The organism is Actinacidiphila oryziradicis, from assembly GCF_005047355.1.
In the GTDB taxonomy this organism is placed as follows: Bacteria; Actinomycetota; Actinomycetes; order Streptomycetales; family Streptomycetaceae; genus Actinacidiphila; species Actinacidiphila oryziradicis.
In genome coordinates this window covers 1-5,237 of sequence record NZ_SUMC01000225.1, presented here as the reverse complement: position 1 = coordinate 5,237, position 5,237 = coordinate 1, and the positions used below count along the sequence as shown (strand labels likewise).

At 70.3% G+C, this 5,237-nt stretch carries 3 protein-coding genes and 2 pseudogenes; 1 reads left to right on the top strand and 4 read right to left on the bottom strand.

Annotated elements, in window-relative coordinates:
* The 3 genes and pseudogenes from FCI23_RS53805 to FCI23_RS62890 form a co-directional block, all read right to left on the bottom strand.
* Positions 1-212, bottom strand: a pseudogene (locus FCI23_RS53805) (cyclohexanone monooxygenase); the annotation flags it as partial.
* Positions 213-263: 51 nt separating this feature from the next.
* Positions 264-2,243 (bottom strand): aconitate hydratase, encoded by a 1,980-nt coding sequence (locus FCI23_RS53800; protein ID WP_136731493.1) that lies wholly within the window; start codon positions 2,241-2,243, stop codon positions 264-266.
* 286 nt (positions 2,244-2,529) lie between these two features.
* The gene (locus tag FCI23_RS62890) at positions 2,530-2,664 is read right to left on the bottom strand and encodes a hypothetical protein (protein ID WP_265737862.1); all 135 of its coding nucleotides are present in this window, start codon (positions 2,662-2,664) and stop codon (positions 2,530-2,532) included.
* Between the two features lie 187 nt (positions 2,665-2,851).
* On the opposite strand from FCI23_RS62890, the gene FCI23_RS53795 reads away from it, so the two are divergent.
* Positions 2,852-4,180 (top strand): NAD(P)/FAD-dependent oxidoreductase, encoded by a 1,329-nt coding sequence (locus FCI23_RS53795; protein WP_136731491.1) that lies wholly within the window; start codon positions 2,852-2,854, stop codon positions 4,178-4,180.
* 245 nt (positions 4,181-4,425) lie between these two features.
* Here the strand turns inward: FCI23_RS53795 and FCI23_RS53790 are convergent.
* A pseudogene (locus FCI23_RS53790) lies at positions 4,426-5,215 on the bottom strand (cbb3-type cytochrome c oxidase subunit I); the annotation flags it as partial.
* Between the last annotated feature and the right edge of the window lie 22 nt (positions 5,216-5,237).

The following is a 5,237-nucleotide window of genomic DNA, read 5'->3' as shown; positions in this document are numbered from 1 at the left end:
CGCGGCACGTCGTACTCCTCCAGGTACAGCCCGCGCGTGGCGCGCCGGTACTCGGCGGTCGTGCCCGGCCAGGCGGTGGTGTCGCGGCCCTCGGCGTCGAGGTATCAGCTGGTGCAGCCGCCGGTGTTCCACACCGTACGGGCCATGCGGCGCTGCAACTTCGCGGTCCGGGCGCGTACGGCGGCGGGCCTGGCGTCGAGGGCGGCGGCGCCGGCTCGGCGTACACGGGTTCCAGGAACGACAGTCGCATGGTGCACTCCTGGTCATCGATGATGCACGGCCGATTGATGATGCGTGGCCAATGCGGAGCGCAGTTGCGGGATTCGGCCGCCTGCCAGAACCATCTCGACCTGGCGTGGTGAGAGCCGGTGCCGCAGAAGGTACCTCTGCGCGCGGGTCGTGTTGCGGACGATGACGGCGTTCCCGCGCCGGAGCGCGCCTCGCGGATCTTCGACGGTGAGTTCGTCGCCGGTCCGGATACGGTCGTAGTCGGCCTCGTCGGTGAATTCCAGCGGCAGGACTCCGAAGTTGGTGAGGTTCTGCCAGTGGATACGGGCGTAGGACTTGGCGATGACCAGGCGTAGTCCGAGGTGGCGGGGCGCGATGGCGGCGTGTTCGCGTGAGGAGCCCTGGCCGTAGTTGTGGCCGCCGATGACGATGTGCTCTCCCGTGCTGCGGGCGCGCTGAGGGTAGCCCTCGTCGACCTGGGTGAAGGTGAAGTCGGCGAGTTTGTCGATATCGCTGCGGAACGGCAGGGCCCGGGCGCCGGCCGGGAGGATCTCGTCGGTCGAGATGTCGTCGCCGACCTTGATCAGGACAGGGGCGGTGAGGGTTGCGGGCAGCGGGTCGAAGTCGGGCAGCGAGCCGATGCTCGGGGCCTTGGCCAGTTCGGTGCGCCGTGCCTGCTCGGGCGGCAGTGGCGGTTCCAGCATTCCCGTGTTGACCGCGGTACCGGCCGGCAGCCGTAGTTGCGGATGGGGGATGCCCAGCAGCCTGGGCAGGTCGCGCGGATCGGTGATACGTCCGGTCAGGGCCGCAGCGGCGGCCGTCTCCGGCGAACAGAGCCAGACGGAGTCCTCCCTGGTGCCCGAGCGGCCGGGGAAGTTGCGGGGGAAGGTGCGCAGGCTGTTGCTTCCGATCGCCGGGGCCTGGCCCATGCCGATGCACCCCATGCACCCGGCCTGGTGGATGCGGGCACCGGACTGGATCAGGTCGAGTGTGGCGCCCATTTTCGTGAGGTCGGTGAGGGTCTGCCGGGAGGTGGGGTTGACGTCCAGGGAGACCTGCGGGTGCGCCTGCCGTCCCTTGAGCACGGCGGCCACGACGGCGAAATCCCGCAGCCCCGGATTGGCGGAGGAGCCGACGACCACCTGGTGGACGTCGGCTCCCGCGACCTCCCTCACCGGGACGACGTTGCCCGGCGAGCTGGGGGTGGCGATGAGCGGTTCCACGGCGGCCAGGTCGATCGTGTCGGTGAGGTCGTAGGCGGCCTCGGGGTCGGCGGTCAGTTCCGTGAAATCGTCCTCGCGGCCCTCGCGGCGCAGGAACTCCCGGACCCGCTCGTCGGCGGGGAAGACCGTGGTGGTGGCCCCCAGCTCGGCCCCCATGTTGGCGATGACGTGCCGGTCCATGGCCGACAGCGACGCCAGCCCGGGGCCGTGGTACTCGATGATCCGGTGCACCCCGCCCTGTACCCCGTGGCGGCGCAGCATCTCCAGGACAACGTCCTTGGCACTCACCCACTCCGGCAGCTCGCCGTTGAGCCGTACGCCCCAGATGCGCGGCATGGTTACGTAGAGCGGCTCACCGGTCATGACGGTGGCGACCTCAAGCCCGCCCACGCCGAGGGCCAGCATTCCCAGCGCCCCGGCGGCGCAGGTGTGCGAGTCGGAGCCGGCCAGCATCCGGCCGGGGACGCCGAAGCGCTGCATGTGGACCGGGTGGGACACGCCGTTGCCGGGCTTGGAGTACCACAGGCCGAACCGACGGCAGGCGGAGCGCAGGAACAGGTGGTCGGCCATGTTGCGCTCATCGGTCTGGAGCAGGTTGTGGTCCACGTACTGCACGGAGACCTCGGTACGGACCCGGTCGAGCCCGAGCGACTCCAACTCCAGCATGACCATGGTGCCGGTCGCGTCCTGGGTCAGGGTCTGGTCCACGCGCAAGCCGATCTCGGTGCCGGGTACGGGCTCACCGGACACCAGGTGGGAATCGATCAGCTTCCTCGCCACGCCGAGGCCCATCGCGCCCGCCTCCTTGACCGCGCCGACTCATGCACAGCGCCTCCCCAGAACACCGCCCGCCATTCACCGGGCCGGACCGGCTCCCTCGTCGGGCGATGGGCTGCTCCGGCCCCCGCCCGGGGAAGGAGCTGCGGGGTATGCGGCCGTGGCGGGGTTGTGCTGTGATTCGGCACGGTGAACGCCGCGCAGCGGTAGAGGCAGTAGGCGGGTAGCTCATCGGTCAGAGGCGGCCGAGGAGGAGCGGTGGTGACCACCCCGGTCTGGTAGTCGATCTCGAAGTGCGCGATCAGGCCCTCGTCGGGTGCCACTGGCTCTGCAGGGCGATGATCCGGGTGCGCTGGATCCGTACGTCACGCGAGCCCGTGCCCAGCGTGGCAAGCGGATAGCCGAGGGCCCTGGTCAAGAGCACCCAGGTGGACACGGTCGGTGGCCCCCTTTCGAGCGTGCGCGGGATGGGCTGGTGAGTCCGCTGCGTCGTGCGGTGGACGGTCTGCTACCCGAGGTATTCGGCTGGGAACCGTCGCGGGTGCCCGGCTGGTGGGTTTGCCGGCACGGTTGTGGGGAGGCGTCCCGCGTATACCGTCCGCGATATCTGCCGGGAGGCATGTATGAGCCGCCCTCGCATCGTGATCGTCGGAGCCGGGTTCGCCGGATACGGGACGGCCAGGACGCTGGCCCGCCTGGCGAAGGAGTCGGCCGAGATCGTACTGGTGAACCCGAACGACTACTTCCTGTATGTGCCGTTGCTGCCCGAGGTAGCCACCGGCGTGCTGGAGCCGCGCCGGATCTCGGTCCCGCTGGCCGGGACGCTGCCGGGGGTGCGGCTGGTGCTGGGCGAGGTGGATGCGGTCGACCTGGAGCGGCGCCGGGTGGGCTGGACCGACCCGGAGGGCAACCAGGGAGGCATGGGCTATGACCGGCTGGTGCTGGCCGCGGGCAGCGTGAACAAGCTGCTGCCCATCCCCGGCGTGGCCGAGCACGCGCACGGGTTCCGCGGCCTGCCCGAGGCGCTGTACCTGCGGGATCACATCACCCGGCAGATCGAGCTGGCCGACACCGCCGAGGACCCGGCCGAGCGTGCGGCCCGCTGCACCTTCGTCGTGGTGGGCGCGGGCTACACCGGCACCGAGGTGGCCGCGCACGGGCGGCTGTTCACCGACGTCCTCGCCCGGCGGCACCCCAGGCTCGGCAAGGTCGGGCATCGGCCGCAGTGGCTGCTGCTGGATGTCGCTCCCCGGGTGCTGCCCGAGCTCGGTCGCCACATGGCGGATACCGCGTCCCGGGTGCTGCGCAAGCGCGGTGTGGAGGTGCTGCTGGGCACCTCGGTGCAGGAGGCCACCCACGACGGGGTGCGCCTGACCGACGGCCGTTTCGTGCCCACCCGCTCGTTGATCTGGTGCGTCGGCGTCCGGCCCGACCCCCTGGTGGCGGAGCTGGGCCTGAAGACCAACAAGGGCCGCCTGGTCGTGGACGAATACCTGAACGTGCCCGGCCAGCCCGAGGTGTTCGCCTGCGGCGACGCCGCTGCCGTGCCCGACCTCACCCGCCCCGGCGAGCTCACGCCGATGACCGCCCAGCACGCCATCCGGCAGGGCAGGACCGCCGCCCGCAACATCGCCGCCTCCTACGAGCACGGCACCGCCCGTCCGTACAAGCACCGCGACCTGGGCTTCGCGGTCGACCTGGGCGGGCTCAAGGCCGCGGCCAACCCGCTGAAGGTGCCGCTGTCCGGGCCCGTCGCCAAGACGGTGACCCGCGGCTACCACCTGCTTGCGATGCCCGGCAACCGCGTCCGCACCAGCTCCGACTGGCTGCTCGACGCACTCCTGCCCCGCCAGACCGTCCAGCTCGGCCTGGTCCGCGCACCTGCCGTACCGCTGGAGGACACGGCCCCCGAGATACCCGCCGCCCCGCCCCGGGGAGGCCGGCCGGGGTGACGGGCTGCAGCCGGTCAGCCGGCCCGGCCGTACGCGTGCCGCGCAGGCACATGCGCGGACAGGCGCCCTGGCGGAGCAGCCAACGCTGGGCCAGGCCCGGCGTGACGTGCCCCGGACGGCGGTCGAGCCGTACGGTGAGGACCCCGTGCCCACCGTGGGGTTTCGCGCGGCCCTGTCCTGGCCTGCGGTTGTTCCGCAAGCGCCCGCATCTACCTGGTGCTTCCCCGGGAGTGCCCGTGGCTCCTCGGGGTCTCGAACATCGTGCCGATCCAGTCGCAGAACTTCACGCCGGTCGGCACCGCGATGAGGTAGGACATGATGGAGAAGAACGGGAGCAGCACGCCGCCGGTGGCGAACATGTGGTGCGCCCACACCGTCGCCCAAAGGCCGGCGATGGAGATCGTGGCGGCGATCAGGCCGATGTAGCCGAAGATTGGCTTGCGGTTGAAGTCTGGGATGACTTCACTGGCGATGCCGAAGAACGGCAACGCGATGATGTACACCTCCGGGTGTCCGAAGAACCGGAACAAGTGCCGCCACAACAACGGTCCGCTGTTGGCGGCGTCGAGGACGTGTGCCCCGAATTTCCGGTCTGCCTCCAGACACAGCAGAGCGGCGGCGAGCACGGGGAACGCGATGAGCACCAGCACTGCGGTGAGCAGAACGTTCCAGGTGAAGAACGGCATCCGGAACATCGTCATGCCGGGCTCGCGCATGCAGATGATCGTGGTGATGAAGTTGACCGCGCCGAGGATGGTGCGTGCCGAAGCCGGAGAAGGCCAGGCCCATGATCCACATGTCGCAGCCGATCCCCGGCGAGTGGACCACGTCGTTGAGCGGCGCGTAGGCGAACCAGCCAAAGGCGGCCGCGCCCTGTGGGGTGAGGAAGCCGACGACAGCGATCAGCGAGCCGAAGAGGTAGAGCCGGTAGGCGAGCATGTTCAGCCGTGGGAACGCCACATCGGGCGCGCCGATCTGCAGCGGCATGATCCAGTTCGTGAAGCCGTCGAACAGCGGCGGCGAGCAGACCACGATCTATCAGGCGGCGATGCGGTAC

Bases quoted from the DNA above. Each gene is read 5' to 3' on its own strand.
- FCI23_RS53800 (WP_136731493.1), bottom strand. From the start codon at position 2,243: ATGGGCCTCGGCGTGGCGAGGAAGCTGATCGATTCCCACCTGGTGTCC.
- FCI23_RS53795 (WP_136731491.1), top strand. From the start codon at position 2,852: ATGAGCCGCCCTCGCATCGTGATCGTCGGAGCCGGGTTCGCCGGATAC.